The following is a 14,632-nucleotide window of genomic DNA, read 5'->3' as shown; positions in this document are numbered from 1 at the left end:
AAATGGTTGCGTCTTTAATACAATTGTTAACATTTACTTAAACTAGAACAATCTAGCTATTGTTATTGTTGCATATTGTAAACGACCTTCTCTCGCTGTTTCCTTAGTGGTAAAATGATACGCCATACTATACGTCATCTGGTCTTTTCTGTACACAATCCCAGAAGTAAACTTTCCAATAGAAGAAACTGCATCTAATGTAAATGGAGAGTCATCTCCAAGAGGATGTCCTTCTATGAGCGCATTGTTGATTACATAGCGATATGCAATGCCTATATATCCATAAAATTCACGTTCGGAGCCTATTCGATTAAAAGCACTACTTGTTGCTAAAGATGAACGTTTTCCTATAAATGCCCGCACTTCTTGCTCCAAAAATGTGAGTCGAGTTCCTAGAGAAACTGTCGATTTCAGAAAAATATCCTTAAGCCAATATGCTGCATCTAGAGAAATGTCTGCACTATACGTTCCCTTAAAATTAAGGTGAACGCTATTGGCTATTTCTCCTTCCCAGACAGGAATAAATGTATCAATGATTTTATGATATTTTATTTGAAAATCTCCAGCCAAAGATTGAGGCCCTGCCAGCCCAAGCTCTCCTTGCAATGTCCACATGTGAGATTTTTGAACTTTAGACACCATTCCTGATACAAATAAATACCCTGCATACGGTCTTTCTAAAAGATCAAAATCTCTTTCAAATAATTCTCTAGGCGTATAGGTTTCCTGTCCTAATCTAAGGTCTAATTGGATAGGTGTATCTTCTCCCTTATTGAATATAAAACTCCCTTCAAGCAAACGACTATACCCTATAAAAGTTCCTGCGGTATAATAACGGTCTATTGCAAAAAGAAAGTCATTATCATGTTGTAGTAGCACTTGCTGTTTATAGGGCTCTTGAGAAAAAAGAGACATACATGGAAAAATAAGCAAGAATATTATATTTCTCAAAATAGATCAACATTTAAGAATGTACACATACAACAACTATTTTTTATAAAATTAAAATGATAACGATTTGTTTGTCGAAAAAAAATAGAAAATTATTTAGAAAGTGATTTTTATTTGCTTCCCTGATTTTTCAATAAAGAATCTATGTGAACAAATTTATAGGAAAGTTGCTCTTCGGTTGCTTTTGAAAAAATCAGTGCCTTATTCCAATCTTTTGGAAACCAAAACCCATTTCCTAAAAAGACAATTCCTTGGTCATCTACATATTCAAATTCAGAAGTTTTATACCCTAAATCTCCACCAACCCATAACACTTGAATCCCTCTATTTTTTACTTCTAAGAGCTTGGGATATATGTCTTGATAAAAATTATTGACATTATGACAATGATAACATTCCCCTTTATTTGCATTACACACTTTGGCTATTCTTGCATCTAGTATGGGATGATCATTCATAAAAATCAACTTATGCGACATTAATAATACAGAGCGCGTCTGAATAGTATCAAGCACTGAAAACAAAAAATCCTTTTGACCTCCTACTATAGAACTTAGGCTATCCTGAGAATTTAAAGTGATAAAGGTTACATCATCTTTCTGATATGCATGATATTTTTTCTTGAGTGTCGTTGCATAAAATTTCTTATCAGATGTATTATCGTGATTTCCTACACTCCAAAGTGTTGTAGGGCTTTTAAAATCAAAAATACTATCTAAATGAGGTGTTATCGTTTTTCCAGAAAAAGAGCTTAAAGCCAGATCACCTCCTAACAATGTCATATCATATGTTGAAAAATCAATATCATACACTTTGTGATACACACTATCATTCGTATTGAGTCGCGTATGCGCCACGTATATATAAGATTTTGGAGGATTTACAGAGGACTCTTTACAAGAAAATAAAAAAAAAGCAATTGCTATTAAAAAAAGTCCTTTACGCATACCAGCTAATTTGTTTTTTGATGATTCTACCAAATAAAACCCTAAAATAGTAAAAACTAGCTTCAAAAATAAAACTGACACTTTGTCACAATACAATCTAATCTGTATCTTTGCATGATCATTGACAATTATTAGAGTGTCAATCAATAGAATGGAAAAAATAATCGACGAACATAAACAAGGAGAAGCGTTAACCGTAACAGGAAATGCAAGTAACACTAAAAAGCTTTTTATAGAAAGTTACGGGTGCCAAATGAATTTTTCCGATAGTGAAGTGGTAGCCTCTATACTTGCAGAACAGGGATACAACACTACCCAAAAACTTGAAGAAGCAGATTTAGTGCTTGTCAACACCTGCTCTATTAGAGAAAAAGCAGAAATAACTGTACGCAAGCGCCTAGAAAAGTATCAAGCCATAAAAAGAAAGGAAAACCCAAACATGAAAGTAGGCGTTTTAGGATGTATGGCTGAGCGTTTAAAAAGCAAATTTTTAGAAGAAGAAAAAATTGTAGACCTTGTTGTAGGACCTGACGCTTATAAAGACATCCCAAATCTTTTAAGCGAAGTAGAAGAAGGTAGAGATGCGATTAACGTGATTTTATCCAAAGAAGAAACCTACGGAGATATTTCACCTGTACGTTTACAAACTAATGGAGTCACTGCATTTGTATCCATCACCAGAGGATGTGATAATATGTGTACATTTTGCGTTGTTCCCTTTACACGCGGGAGAGAGCGTAGTCGGGACCCGCAATCTATCCTAGAAGAAGTAAAAGATCTTGTATCCAAAGGATATAAAGAAGTGACACTTCTTGGACAAAACGTAGATTCATACCTATGGTATGGCGGCGGTCTTAAAAAGGATTTTGAAAAAGCGAGCGAAATGGCAAAAGCTACATCTGTAAATTTTGCACAGCTTATGGACATGGTAGCAAAGGCGTATCCTAAATTACGGATCCGTTTTTCTACAAGTAATCCCCAAGACATGACCCTAGATGTCATTGAGGTGATGGCTAAACATAAAAACATTTGCAATTACATTCACTTACCTGTACAAAGCGGAAGCGATCGTATATTAAAATTAATGAATCGCCAGCACACCGCTGCCGAGTACAGAACACTTATAGATAATATTAAACGTATTATCCCAGATATTGGAATCAGCCAAGATATGATCACTGGATTTCCTACAGAAACCGAGGCAGATCATCAAGATACCCTAGACTTAATGAACTACGTAAAGTACGACTACGGTTTTATGTTTTACTATTCAGAACGTCCTGGCACACTGGCAGAGCGTAAAATGGAAGATGATATTCCGTTGGAGACTAAAAAACGTCGCTTGCAAGAAGTGATTGATTTACAGAGAGAACTTTCAAGAAAAAATCTAAAAAATTACTTACACCAAAACATTGAAATTCTTATAGAAAAGGAATCTAAGAAAAACGCTGACGAATGGAGCGGTCGTAATGATCAAAACATTGTTGCGGTTTTCCCAAAAGGCAATTATAAAATTGGTGATTATGTAACCGTCAAAGTAACGGAATGTACCACTGGGACACTCATAGGAGAAGCTACTGGATATGCTCCGTACTGGCAGGAATAAATGGTAAAAAGAATACGTACGCTTTCGCGAAAGCGTATAAAAAGACACCCTCTACAAGGGAACACATATGGAAGGAATACAAACCACAAAACAACGATTCGGGATCATAGGAGATGATCCTAAACTCAACCGTGCTATTGAAAAAGCCATTCAAGTGGCTCCAACAGATATTTCAGTATTGGTCACAGGTGAATCAGGTGTGGGTAAAGAAAGTATTCCAAAAATTATCCATTCCTTATCACATAGAAAACACAATAAATATATTGCTGTTAACTGTGGGGCTATCCCCGAAGGAACGATAGATAGTGAACTTTTTGGTCACGAAAAAGGAGCTTTTACGGGTGCAACTCAAACCAGAAGTGGTTACTTTGAAGTCGCCGATGGAGGAACTATCTTCTTGGATGAAGTTGGTGAACTCCCACTACCCACACAAGTACGATTACTTCGTGTCCTTGAAAATGGAGAATTCTTAAAAGTAGGATCTTCCAAAACCCAAAAAACAGATGTTCGCATCGTAGCTGCTACCAATGTAGAAATGTTTGAAGCGATTAAAGAGGGTAAATTTAGAGAAGATCTCTATTATAGATTAAGTACGGTAGAGATTGGACTCCCACCTTTAAGAGAACGTAGAAATGATATTCATTTACTCTTCAGAAAGTTTGCTTCAGACTTTGCTATGAAGTATAAAATGCCAACGATTCGTCTTGACGAAGAGGCTACAAAGCTACTCACCCAATACAGATGGCCGGGTAATATCAGGCAACTCCGTAATGTCGCAGAGCAAATCTCTGTTTTAGAACAAAATCGCTCTATCACCGCAGACACCATCAGTAATTATTTACCAGACTCAGGAAGTAAACTTCCTGCAGTTATTAATAACAAAAAAGAATCCTCAGATTTTTCAAATGAACGTGAGATTTTATATAAAGTATTATTTGATATGAAATCTGATCTGAACGATCTCAAAAAACTCACACTAGAACTCATGAAACATGGGAATACAGAAGATGTGAGAGAGGAAAACGAATCCTTGATTAATAAAATTTACAAAAAGGAAGACTCCTATGACACCGCTGAAGAGGTAATGGAAGTATTACAAATTCCAGAACAAGCAACGCCAGTAAAAGCACCGCCTACCCTAGACACTAAAGAAGACCCCTATCACTTTGCTGAAGAAATTGAGGAAGAGGAAACCCTTTCTTTACATGACAAAGAATTAGAGCTTATTAAAAAATCTCTAGAACGTCATAAAGGAAAGCGTAAAGCAGCTGCAGATGAGTTAGGAATAAGCGAACGCACCTTATACAGAAAGATTAAACAATTTGATTTATAAATTTACAAGATCCTTGTATATTACTTAACGAACTTTAACAGACCCTAGCCGTTATATCGGTATAAAAATAAACATGAAAAAAACAACAACGATACTATGTGCCTTTTTATGTTGCCTCACCTTTCAAGGGTGCGGCTTTTATTCCTTTAGTGGAATATCTATAAGTGAAGACATCAAAACATTTCAGGTCAACTTCTTTCAAAATCAGGCGCCTATTGTAGAGCCAGGTATTGATCGTACCTTCACATTTGCATTACAAGATTTGATTCAAGATCAAACCAATTTAAGTCTAGTTTCTGATAATGGAGAACTTCTTTTTGAAGGAGAAATAGTAGAGTATTATATTGCACCACAAGCTTCTACTTCAGAAAACACCGCTGCACAAAACAGACTCACAATTGCTGTAAATGTGCGCTATTACAACAATACAAAAACAGATGGCGAAGATGATTTTGAAAAACGATTTTCTTTCTTTGCTGATGTTCCAGCCACTACGCAGTTAATTGGGACTGATCTTGACATAGCGCTAGAAGAAATTTTTGAACGTATCACACAAGATATTGTCAATGAATCATTGGCAAAATGGTAATGAATACGCAAGCACTCACATACCTACTAGAACATCCTGAACATATCTCAAGTTCACATACGACAGCTATACGAAGTTTGATCGCTGAGTTTCCTTATTTTCAAAGCGCGCATGCACTTTATCTCAAGGGACTGAAAAACGAAGAAAGTTTTGCGTATAACAAAGCCTTAAAAGTGACTGCTGCTCATACAACTGACAGAGCTGTATTATTTGAATACATCACTTCTGAGTTGTTTGAGCAAAATGAAATCAGTACCCAAATAAAAGCGCAAGACACACATCTACGAACACTAGAGGTAGATGACTTACAAGATGTATCCTTACAAGTGCAAAAAGAGGAACAAGAAAAAGCTTCAAAAATTCTCGATCCTAATTTATTTGTAGAAAAAGAGAATTCTGAAATCACAAAACGCTCTCCAAAAGAAGTGCTCTCTGTTGGAAAACCGTTAGCATTTAACACAAATGAAGTGCATTCTTTTCAGGAATGGTTGCAACTATCTCGATTTTCTCCTATTGAGAGAGACACTCCAACACAAGAAACACAGCCAGAAAAAACGACACCTTCATCCTCAGATAAAGACAGCGAAGATCAGACACCTGAGGAATCTAACAAAGGGGAAACAACCATCACAGATAAAAAACGCAAACAAGAGATTATCGACTCTTTTATAGCGTCCAATCCTAAGATAGCATTTTCGCCATCTACGGTTTCCTCTAAAAAAAACCTTGCAAAAGAATCCCTCATGCCCTCTGAAGCCCTTATGACAGAGACTTTGGCGCGCGTTTACGTAGAACAAAAAAATTACAAAAAAGCAAAGCAAGCTTATCGAATTTTAAGTTTGAAATATCCGGAAAAAAGTAGTTTCTTTGCAGACCAAATTCGAGCAATAGATCAATTAGAAGAAAATAAAGAATTATGAGTACTGCATTTTATATATTTTTAGTATTAATCGTCATAGTAGCTTTTTTACTAGTCGTAGTAATTATGGTACAAAATCCTAAAGGCGGAGGATTATCTTCTTCTTTTGGAGGAGGAGGAACCCAACAACTTGGAGGTGTTCAAAAAACAACAGACTTTTTAGATAAAGCAACGTGGGGACTAGCAACACTTTTATTAGTATTGATCTTACTCAGTAACATTTCTATTTTTGGAGATAGAGAAGGTGAGTCACAAATACTAGATGAAAATGCGACGCCTATTGAAGCTCCTATTGACATCCCTACCACTACTGGTGATGACACAACAACGCAACCTGAAGGTTAAGAAATCAGTAGTAAATACAACTAACAAAATGCCAACTTTTCAAGTTGGCATTTTTTGTTTGACACCCTTTGTCATTGACCGCTGTAAATTTGTCAGCATACCACTACTGGCATAGTTTCTGACTTGTAAACAGCAGACAAAATTTAACTTATTTAACCTTAATAAATACGAATCAAAAAATGGCTTTAAACATTAAACCACTTGCTGATCGTGTAGTGATAGAACCACTACCAGCAGAGACTCAAACAGCATCTGGACTTTATATCCCAGATAGCGCACAAGAAAAACAACAAAAAGGAAAAGTTGTTGCCGTAGGCTCTGGAAAAAAAGACCACGATATGACTGTAAAAACAGGTGATATTGTTATTTATGGAAAATACGCTGGTACCGAGCTTAAACTAGACGGTAAAGATTATATGATCATGAAAGAAGATGACATTCTTGCAATCGTATAATACCTCAATCACCAGACTATTTTAGTGTATAACATAGTCCGCTTTCGCGAAAGCGTATAAATCGTGATTAAAACTCAATTAACAAATTATAAGATTTCCGCATTCGCGGAAATGACAACAAATAATTATCATGGCAAAAGATATAAAATTTGACATCGAAGCACGTGACGGTATTAAGCGCGGAGTAGATGCATTAGCAAACGCAGTAAAAGTAACATTAGGTCCTAAAGGTCGTAATGTAATTATAAGTAAATCATTTGGTGCACCACAAGTAACCAAAGATGGGGTGACCGTTGCAAAAGAAATAGAATTAGAGGATCCTCTAGAAAATATGGGGGCTCAAATGGTAAAAGAAGTAGCGTCTAAAACCAACGATCTTGCAGGAGACGGAACAACAACAGCAACCGTACTTGCACAAGCCATCGTAAAAGAAGGACTTAAAAATGTTGCAGCTGGCGCTAATCCAATGGATCTAAAACGCGGTATCGACAAAGCCGTTCTTGCCATCACAGAACACCTAGAGAAGCAAACAACAAAAGTGGGCAACTCTTCAGAAAAAATACAACAAGTAGCTGCCATCTCTGCCAATAACGATAGTGTGATTGGAGAATTGATTGCAGAAGCTTTTGGAAAAGTAGGGAAAGAAGGTGTGATCACCGTAGAAGAAGCCAAAGGAACAGAAACCTACGTAGATGTTGTAGAAGGAATGCAATTTGACCGTGGATTTTTATCTCCATACTTTGTGACAAATAGCGAAAAAATGCATGCAGAATTAGACAACCCATACATCTTACTTTTTGACAAGAAAATCTCTTCTATGAAGGATTTACTTCCTGTGTTAGAGCCAGTTGCTCAAACAGGAAAACCACTTCTTATCATCGCTGAAGATGTAGACGGAGAAGCACTTGCAACGCTTGTGGTAAACAAACTTCGTGGAGCTCTTAAAATCGCCGCTGTAAAGGCACCTGGTTTTGGAGATCGTCGCAAAGCAATGCTAGAAGATATTGCTATTTTAACAGGAGGAACTGTCATCTCTGAAGAGCGTGGGTTTACCTTAGAAAATGCTACAATCGATATGCTTGGTACTGCTGAAACAGTGACTATAGATAAAGATAACACAACAGTTGTTAACGGAGCTGGAGATAAGAAAATGATCAAAGCACGTGTAGGCGAAATCAAATCTCAGATAGAAACGACTACTAGTGACTATGACAAAGAAAAGCTTCAAGAACGTCTTGCAAAATTAGCAGGAGGTGTTGCGGTGCTTTATGTAGGCGCAGCTTCTGAAGTTGAAATGAAAGAGAAAAAAGACCGTGTAGACGATGCTTTACATGCAACACGCGCTGCTGTAGAAGAAGGTATTGTTGCTGGTGGAGGTGTAGCACTTGTACGTGCAAAAGCAGCTCTAGACAAAATAAAAACGATCAATGCAGATGAGGCAACAGGTGTTCAAATAGTAAATCGTGCTATCGAAGCGCCTTTACGCACCATTGTTTCAAACGCAGGTGGCGAAGGTTCTGTGGTGATTGCAAAAGTAATGGAAGGTAAAAAAGACTTTGGTTACAATGCAAAAAATGGAGAATATACTGATATGATTAAAGCGGGGATTATCGATCCTAAAAAAGTAACACGTGTTGCTTTAGAAAACGCAGCTTCTGTATCTGGAATGATCCTTACCACTGAGTGTGCGCTTACAGATATTAAAGAAGATGCACCTGCAATGCCTCCTATGGGCGGCGGCGGGATGCCAGGCATGATGTAATGCCGTAACACGGCAGGCAAATCTATAGCTTCACTCTCAAAAAGCAGCTAATTGCCAATTTACAAGTTTTCAAAAGGGTCTTTACGCTAAGTAAAGACCTTTTTTTATCTAATAAAACTAGGATATCGCAATATGAATAAATAGATACGGAACTTCCATTCCTTTTTAATTATTTTTGCACTAATGATGACGCAAAAACTCTTTTACTTCTGTATTATATGCTGTTGCTTTCTTTCTTGTCAAGAAACTCCCGTAGCCATCCCTGATGCGAGAATAAACGATTACGCATTATATGATGCCCAAGGTGATTTTCATAGACTCTCAACCTATAATGACAGTAAAGCGATTGTTTTATTTGTTCAAGGAAATAGCTGTCCTATCGTGCGAAATGCATTAACAGATTTTCATAAAATTGTAGATGACTATCAATCAAAAGGTTTTACGTTTTTTATGGTTAATAGTAATATGCAAGATGATCGTGCATCCATTGCAAAAGAACTCACTGATTTCAAGTTTGAGGTTCCTGTGCTGTATGATGATGCACAACTTATTGCAGACGCCTTAGATATCACCATCACAGCAGAGGCTATTGTTCTAGATCCCACTTCTAGAGAAATTATGTATAGAGGGCCATTAAATAATCGGTTGGATTATGAAACTCAGAAAGCAACGCCTACCGAAACGTATTTGAGAGATGCTTTGAATGCGATTGCCACTAATCAAACTCCCATTGCCAAAGAAGAAGTTGCAAGAGGTTGTCGCGTGACGAGACGGAAAACATTAGAAAAAGATACGCTAACATTTACGCACGATATCGCTCCCATCCTTACCAATCATTGTGTGAGATGCCATGTAGATGGAGGTGTCGCTCCATGGTCGATGACAGATTATGATAAAATAGTAGGTTGGTCTGCGATGATAGAGCAAGTCATGCTAAGCAAACGTATGCCTCCTTGGAAAGCAGATCCTGCTATCGGTTCTTTTGATAATTCGTTTGCGATTGCAGAAAAAGACAGACGCAAATTAGTCCGTTGGATTCAAGAGGGCATGCCGTATGGAACCGGTGACGATCCGTTAAAAAGATTGATTCCCAAAGAAGCACTTATCCCAGAAACAACATTGATTCCAGACACTACGATTGTTCTTAAAAAAGAAATCATTCCCGCAACAGGTATTATTGATTATCGTCATCAAAGGATTAAATTTAATCTCCCAGAAGGTAAATGGTTGGCTGGCGTTACGATTGTTCCAGGCAATCCCAAAGTGGTACACCATGCTACACTGGCGAGTTCTTCAAAACCGCAACTTGTCGTTGACCGGCCAGAAAGACAATGGATTGATAATCTTATCGCTGTAGTGGCAAGCGGCACCTCTAAGTCAACTATCTTTCCAGAAAACTCTGGAATTTATATTGACAAGGATATTGAATTGATCATTCAGACGCATTATACGACTACGGGAAGAGAAGAAGAAGATGTAACGAAGATTCACCTATACTATCATAAAGAAAAACCTGCAAAACAGTATTACTCCTTAGGTGTTTTTTCTGATGAATTTGAAATTCAACCCTACGAAAAAAGAATACCTATCACTGCAGAGGATAAGATCACAGAAGACGTGTACGTGCATAGTATTTTCCCGCATATGCATTTTCGCGGCAAGCAAATGAAAATTACGGCTACAAAACCTGACGGTGAAGTGGTGGATATGATCTCTGTCCCCGATTTTGACTTTAATTGGCAATTGGTCTACAATTACACAGCGCCTATTTTTTTACCAAAAGGAACGGTAATAAAAGCTGAAGGCGTGTTTGACAATTCTTTTCAGAATCCTTTAAATCCAGACCCATCCAAAGAAGTTACCTTTGGGTATCAAAGTAGCGACGAGATGTTTATGGGGCTTGTCAATTACACGATTGCAGAGGAGTAATTTTTTTTAGAACTCACTACTGTCTTTTATTTCTTTTCCACTGACGGATAGAGAAGAAAAGACCCAATGCAAGAATAGGAAGACTCACCCATAAATCCTTCCGCGTTTGTAGCGTGTTTTCTAAACCATGCTCACTTAAATACAGTTGGATGTTACGCTCCCAAATGAGGCACATCACAAAGAAAGCAATGGTGAGTATTTGAAGGGTACTCAGTTTTCGTTTTTTCATAGTTGGTATTCCAAAAAGGCAATGGAATGAAGCTATTTAATCTCCTTTTCGACAACCCCACATTTAAGCATTTGATCTCCAAAATAGGGATTACGCACTTCATTAGAATTTGACAGCCAGTAAGCCCCTTTTCCATTGAAAGCCATTGGGCAATATTGCTTATAAACAGCGCCCGAAATAATTTTGTTATCAGCAATCAAGTTTTCTACAATTGCAGATACATTCTCAAAAGCAATACGTAGCTCTTTTACGGTTGCACTGCCTTGCAAAGCTCCTAAAGCTTCTTGCAAGTTTTCAGCTTTGTATTTTTCTCCAACTTTAGCAGACATGGCTATTGCTGCTTCTTTTGCTTTTGAAGCATCTGTATTCACCAAACTGGCTTTCAAATCCAAATACGCATTGTAAATTTCTGTGAATTTTTCGTCTTCAAAGACGACCTCAACCGTCGTATTAGTTTCATTTAAATCACGCTGTTGGGGAGTTACCTCTTCTACAGATTGTGAAGGAGCTGTTTTTGTTTCAGGGGCATTTTCTTTACAAGAAAAAAAGGCCACTATTGCGAGAAGATATACATATTTTTTCATCGGAAGATACTTTCTTACAAAGATACAATCTGATTAAGAATTACTCGCTTTTCGGTAATAATAAAATGCAGGCAATAGCATAAACAACAAGATGGGTTGTATTAAAAATCGTCTTACATAAAAAATAGGCAGATACTCCCCTATTTCTTGTGTTTTAAACAAAACACTAAGTACAAGCAGTAATATAACGCACACCATTCCATAAAAAAGCGCTGCAAATATAATCATACCCCGCTCCTTAAAAATGAACCATAGTACTATTAGAGAGAGTGCTGTGTTGAGAAGATATCTCAAAAACAGATGTAGGTATAGTTTTCCCATTTCCATATCTGGCAGGGACAAGCTTTGGTAATTACTTTTAAAAAATAATATAAGGGGGTCGTAGAAGAGTTCGCTTTCGCGAAAGCGTATAAAAGCAAACCCAAAAAAGCATAAAAAAATAACGAAGGCGCGTAGCACTAGTCTCATTCTACAAGTTCTTTTTTAATGCTAGGCTGTTTTTTATACGACCGAATCCACCCTAACCAAAGTAGAAATACGGTACCGTAAATAACCGCTGGAAAAATAGTCCCATGGAGCAGTTCTGTATATGCTGGATATTCATAAATCCCTATGGTAAGTAACGCTATCCGAATGATATTCATTCCATAAATAAGGGCAACACCTCCAAAAATGAATAACAACGTTCGCTTCCAACCATCAAAAAAAGCAAGCATAAAAGAGATAAATAGAAGCATTACACTGACAGCATTACATCCTTCTACGACATAAGCTAACACCTTATTATCCATAATGAGATTCATAGCTGGCACTACTTTACTAGGCTCTACTTTTATATCATATCCCAATGTATTTATCACAGATTCACTCTGTTGCGCGACAGTATGTGTGATAATATCGGGGTAATACGTGTCGCTAGCGCCGTAGGTAAGGTATAGATTATAGACTAAAACTAGTATAAAATAACTTCCCACAAACGTAAGGATAAAACGTAATACCGACTTATATTTGTTTATTAATTTGAACAACTCACTGAAGTTTATACCCCAAAAATACATTAAAAATGGCTTTTGAAGATTTAAAAAAAGAAGTTAGTGCAATTGTATCAAAAACAACACTATCAACAAAAGAAAGATTGACTGAAATCTGTGGCGCTTTGCGCAGCTCTATTCCTTATTATAATTGGGTAGGTTTTTATTTTGCAAATCACGATACACAAACATTACATCTGGAAGCCTATGTAGGAGAACCTACAGACCATACCGTGATTCCTTTTGGGAAGGGAATCTGTGGTCAAGTGGCAGTGTCTAATGAAAATTTTGTCGTACCAGATGTTGCCGCACAAGATAATTATATTGCCTGCAGTATTACCGTAAAGAGTGAGATTGTAGTCCCCCTTTTTAAAGAAGGTAGAAACATTGGACAGATAGATATAGATTCAAACACCCCAAACCCTTTTACAGAAGAGGATGAGCGTTTTTTAGAATGGGTAAATGAACAAGTCGTAACCATCTTATAATTACACAAAAAAGAAATCCCAAACGTACGAATAGTTAATTCATATGTTTGGGATTTTTATGTTTTATGTATCGATGTTTTACATTCCTGTCCGTATGGCTTCAACGGGATCTAATCGTGAAGCACTTATGGCAGGAACAATTCCAGCGACAATTCCTATAAAAAAGGTCACTGAAAGTCCTAGAAAAATATTAGCCAATGAAAGCACAAATTTAAAATCACCTGTAACTCCAGATGAGTTTAAACCTACTGCAATAAGCCATACTAAAAACATCCCTATAAGACCTCCAAAAATAGAGAGGAGTATTGATTCAAATAGAAATTGGAATAAGATAAAACGGCGTTTGGCACCAAGCGCCTTTTGAATCCCAATAAGATTGGTACGCTCCTTAACGCTCACAAACATAATATTTGCTATTCCGAAACCACCAACTAATAAAGCAAATGCTCCTATGCCCCAACCTATGCTTTTTAGAACACTGATAATTCCATCTATAAAATCAGCAAGGCCTTTAAATTGATTTGTAAAAAAATTACTTATATCACTTGTTTTGATTCCTCTTTTTAAACGTAATTTTTGATCCAGCAAAGCGAGATACTCTTCATTATCTACATCTGACTCTGGAAGTATAATTACTTGAGGGAATGTAGACCTATTATTATCTCCGTAAATTTTTCTCGTCAAATTAACTGGGAGGATTACAGCTTCATCTTTTGAGTCTCCTAAGGCGTTTCCTTCTTTTTTAAGGACGCCTATAACCGTAAGTTTTCGACTAAATATTTTTATTTTCTTCCCTATCGCATTTCCACCTTCTCCAAAAAGTTGATTTCTGATTTCATCTCCAATAACAATAACATTAGATCCACTTATAGATTCTGATTCATTAAAAAATCGACCTTCTTGAAACTGTAATGATTCTATATCATAATACTCATGTGTTGTGGCTCCAACCTGAACACGCTCAAGGGTTTCATCGTTATATTTTATGGTTTGCGAAGGCACATTTAGTACATAGGAAATTGCTTTTGTATTGGATAGGCTACGTTTAAGATACTGATACTCTTCATATGTAACTAGAGGAAATTGCTCTCTTTTCCATCGAGGGACTTCTGTAGGCCCAAAAGACACGTGGCATAATATAATAGTGCTTTGATCAAGTGATGAAAGGCTACTTTTAATTTGTCTTTCTAAAGAATCTACCGCAGCAAGTACCCCAATGATTGAAAAAATACCCACCGTGACTCCCATGAGAGAAAGGAATGTTCGGAGCTTATTATTACGTAATGCATTTACTGCAAAACGGAAGCTTTCTTTAAGTACACGGAAGTAAATAAACATCGATATATTTTGGAAAATTTAAAGATAAGACGTCTATCGGTAAAATATGTTACAAAAGTGCCAAATTTATACAATCAAACCTCCTTCTATAACCTGTTAAATCGCTATTTTTGCCCCATATCCAAA

16 protein-coding genes are annotated in these 14,632 nt (G+C 36.9%); 9 read left to right on the top strand and 7 right to left on the bottom strand.

Annotated elements, in window-relative coordinates; translation table 11 throughout:
- Positions 1 to 42 precede the first annotated feature (42 nt).
- Positions 43 to 933 carry a lipid A-modifier LpxR family protein gene (locus tag ACFO3O_RS13040; RefSeq protein ID WP_379979490.1) on the bottom strand — a complete coding sequence of 297 codons (891 nt, stop codon included), beginning with the start codon at positions 931 to 933 and terminating at the stop codon, positions 43 to 45.
- Positions 934 to 1,061: 128 nt separating this feature from the next.
- Complete coding sequence (locus ACFO3O_RS13035) at positions 1,062 to 1,898, bottom strand: hypothetical protein (protein WP_379979488.1); 837 nt, start codon at positions 1,896 to 1,898, stop codon at positions 1,062 to 1,064.
- Between the two features lie 151 nt (positions 1,899 to 2,049).
- On the opposite strand from ACFO3O_RS13035, the gene miaB reads away from it, so the two are divergent.
- The 8 genes from miaB to ACFO3O_RS12995 all read left to right on the top strand — a co-directional run bounded on the left by miaB (position 2,050) and on the right by ACFO3O_RS12995 (position 10,836).
- Entirely contained in the window at positions 2,050 to 3,504 is a 1,455-nt protein-coding gene (miaB, locus tag ACFO3O_RS13030) for a tRNA (N6-isopentenyl adenosine(37)-C2)-methylthiotransferase MiaB (protein ID WP_379979486.1), read from the top strand.
- 67 nt (positions 3,505 to 3,571) lie between these two features.
- Entirely contained in the window at positions 3,572 to 4,837 is a 1,266-nt protein-coding gene (locus tag ACFO3O_RS13025; protein ID WP_379979484.1) for a sigma-54 interaction domain-containing protein, read from the top strand.
- Positions 4,838 to 4,910: 73 nt separating this feature from the next.
- Positions 4,911 to 5,426 (top strand): LptE family protein, encoded by a 516-nt coding sequence (locus tag ACFO3O_RS13020; RefSeq protein ID WP_379979482.1) that lies wholly within the window; start codon positions 4,911 to 4,913, stop codon positions 5,424 to 5,426.
- Entirely contained in the window at positions 5,426 to 6,346 is a 921-nt protein-coding gene (locus ACFO3O_RS13015) for a hypothetical protein (RefSeq protein ID WP_379979480.1), read from the top strand. The genes ACFO3O_RS13020 and ACFO3O_RS13015 overlap by 1 nt, the downstream gene beginning before the upstream one ends.
- Complete coding sequence (gene secG, locus ACFO3O_RS13010; protein WP_379979478.1) at positions 6,343 to 6,690, top strand: preprotein translocase subunit SecG; 348 nt, start codon at positions 6,343 to 6,345, stop codon at positions 6,688 to 6,690. Before ACFO3O_RS13015 ends, secG begins: the two co-directional genes overlap by 4 nt.
- 179 nt (positions 6,691 to 6,869) lie before the next feature.
- On the top strand, positions 6,870 to 7,145 hold the full coding sequence (locus tag ACFO3O_RS13005) for a co-chaperone GroES (protein ID WP_379979476.1): 276 nt from the start codon (positions 6,870 to 6,872) through the stop codon (positions 7,143 to 7,145).
- A gap of 130 nt (positions 7,146 to 7,275) precedes the next feature.
- Entirely contained in the window at positions 7,276 to 8,907 is a 1,632-nt protein-coding gene (gene groL, locus ACFO3O_RS13000) for a chaperonin GroEL (RefSeq protein ID WP_379979474.1), read from the top strand.
- Positions 8,908 to 9,090: 183 nt separating this feature from the next.
- On the top strand, positions 9,091 to 10,836 hold the full coding sequence (locus ACFO3O_RS12995) for a redoxin domain-containing protein (protein ID WP_379979472.1): 1,746 nt from the start codon (positions 9,091 to 9,093) through the stop codon (positions 10,834 to 10,836).
- A 16-nt stretch (positions 10,837 to 10,852) separates the two neighbouring features.
- On the opposite strand, the gene ACFO3O_RS12990 is transcribed toward ACFO3O_RS12995, so the two are convergent.
- The 4 genes from ACFO3O_RS12990 to xrtF are packed head-to-tail and all read right to left on the bottom strand — an operon-like array spanning position 10,853 to position 12,677.
- A complete protein-coding gene (locus tag ACFO3O_RS12990; RefSeq protein ID WP_379979470.1) occupies positions 10,853 to 11,065 on the bottom strand; it encodes a hypothetical protein in 213 nt (70 codons plus the stop codon).
- 32 nt (positions 11,066 to 11,097) lie between these two features.
- Positions 11,098 to 11,649: a DUF3347 domain-containing protein gene (locus tag ACFO3O_RS12985; protein WP_379979468.1), complete on the bottom strand. Its 552-nt coding sequence runs from the start codon at positions 11,647 to 11,649 to the stop codon at positions 11,098 to 11,100.
- A gap of 33 nt (positions 11,650 to 11,682) precedes the next feature.
- Complete coding sequence (locus ACFO3O_RS12980; protein ID WP_379979466.1) at positions 11,683 to 12,117, bottom strand: exosortase F system-associated membrane protein; 435 nt, start codon at positions 12,115 to 12,117, stop codon at positions 11,683 to 11,685.
- Positions 12,114 to 12,677 carry an exosortase family protein XrtF gene (xrtF, locus tag ACFO3O_RS12975; protein WP_379979464.1) on the bottom strand — a complete coding sequence of 188 codons (564 nt, stop codon included), beginning with the start codon at positions 12,675 to 12,677 and terminating at the stop codon, positions 12,114 to 12,116. The genes ACFO3O_RS12980 and xrtF overlap by 4 nt, the downstream gene beginning before the upstream one ends.
- A 35-nt stretch (positions 12,678 to 12,712) precedes the next feature.
- On the opposite strand from xrtF, the gene ACFO3O_RS12970 reads away from it, so the two are divergent.
- The gene (locus ACFO3O_RS12970) at positions 12,713 to 13,168 is read left to right on the top strand and encodes a GAF domain-containing protein (RefSeq protein ID WP_379979462.1); all 456 of its coding nucleotides are present in this window, start codon (positions 12,713 to 12,715) and stop codon (positions 13,166 to 13,168) included.
- A gap of 78 nt (positions 13,169 to 13,246) precedes the next feature.
- On the opposite strand, the gene ACFO3O_RS12965 is transcribed toward ACFO3O_RS12970, so the two are convergent.
- A complete protein-coding gene (locus tag ACFO3O_RS12965) occupies positions 13,247 to 14,506 on the bottom strand; it encodes an ABC transporter permease (RefSeq protein WP_379979460.1) in 1,260 nt (419 codons plus the stop codon).
- Positions 14,507 to 14,632 lie beyond the last annotated feature (126 nt).

Source organism: Dokdonia ponticola (assembly GCF_042653865.1).
GTDB classification, from domain to species: Bacteria; Bacteroidota; Bacteroidia; order Flavobacteriales; family Flavobacteriaceae; genus Dokdonia; species Dokdonia ponticola.
The sequence above is the reverse complement of the archived record's forward strand: the minus strand, read 5'-3'. Positions and strand labels throughout refer to the sequence as shown.

Coding starts and splice junctions, on each gene's coding strand:
- ACFO3O_RS13035 (WP_379979488.1), bottom strand. CDS start 1,898: ATGCGTAAAGGACTTTTTTTAATAGCAATTGCTTTTTTTTTATTTTCT.
- miaB (WP_379979486.1), top strand. CDS start 2,050: ATGGAAAAAATAATCGACGAACATAAACAAGGAGAAGCGTTAACCGTA.
- ACFO3O_RS13025 (WP_379979484.1), top strand. CDS start 3,572: ATGGAAGGAATACAAACCACAAAACAACGATTCGGGATCATAGGAGAT.
- ACFO3O_RS13020 (WP_379979482.1), top strand. CDS start 4,911: ATGAAAAAAACAACAACGATACTATGTGCCTTTTTATGTTGCCTCACC.
- ACFO3O_RS13015 (WP_379979480.1), top strand. CDS start 5,426: ATGAATACGCAAGCACTCACATACCTACTAGAACATCCTGAACATATC.
- secG (WP_379979478.1), top strand. CDS start 6,343: ATGAGTACTGCATTTTATATATTTTTAGTATTAATCGTCATAGTAGCT.
- ACFO3O_RS13005 (WP_379979476.1), top strand. CDS start 6,870: ATGGCTTTAAACATTAAACCACTTGCTGATCGTGTAGTGATAGAACCA.
- groL (WP_379979474.1), top strand. CDS start 7,276: ATGGCAAAAGATATAAAATTTGACATCGAAGCACGTGACGGTATTAAG.
- ACFO3O_RS12995 (WP_379979472.1), top strand. CDS start 9,091: ATGATGACGCAAAAACTCTTTTACTTCTGTATTATATGCTGTTGCTTT.
- ACFO3O_RS12990 (WP_379979470.1), bottom strand. CDS start 11,065: ATGAAAAAACGAAAACTGAGTACCCTTCAAATACTCACCATTGCTTTC.
- ACFO3O_RS12985 (WP_379979468.1), bottom strand. CDS start 11,649: ATGAAAAAATATGTATATCTTCTCGCAATAGTGGCCTTTTTTTCTTGT.
- ACFO3O_RS12980 (WP_379979466.1), bottom strand. CDS start 12,117: ATGAGACTAGTGCTACGCGCCTTCGTTATTTTTTTATGCTTTTTTGGG.
- ACFO3O_RS12970 (WP_379979462.1), top strand. CDS start 12,713: ATGGCTTTTGAAGATTTAAAAAAAGAAGTTAGTGCAATTGTATCAAAA.
- ACFO3O_RS12965 (WP_379979460.1), bottom strand. CDS start 14,506: ATGTTTATTTACTTCCGTGTACTTAAAGAAAGCTTCCGTTTTGCAGTA.